The 254-nt window shown below is 63.0% G+C and carries 1 pseudogene; it reads right to left on the bottom strand.

The window, feature by feature from the left end:
* Nucleotides 1–254, bottom strand: a pseudogene (locus tag SB725_RS32510) (hypothetical protein); the annotation flags it as partial.

The raw sequence follows: 254 nt of genomic DNA, 5'->3' as shown, positions 1-254 counted from the left end.
CGCGCAGCTCGACACCGCAATTGCGCAGCGACTCGTTGACGCAAGCAACGAAGTGGCGTTGCGCTGCCTCGTCGGGTCGCACGTCGGCCGAAGCCAGCCCCTCAAGAAAAAGCGCAAAGCGCCGATCGGAAGCGTCATAGGCGCCCAACTGGTCGAACAGCGTTTCAGCAGGCCAGTCCTCCGGATTCCGATGGACGTGCTGCTGAATGTCCGCGCGCAACACGCTGGGCTTGCCGCCCAGCAAATTAAGCCAG

It is taken from the genome of Pseudomonas sp. SIMBA_041 (assembly GCF_046535095.1).
In the GTDB taxonomy this organism is placed as follows: Bacteria; Pseudomonadota; Gammaproteobacteria; order Pseudomonadales; family Pseudomonadaceae; genus Aquipseudomonas; species Aquipseudomonas mucoides.
The sequence above is the reverse complement of the archived record's forward strand: the minus strand, read 5'-3'. Positions and strand labels throughout refer to the sequence as shown.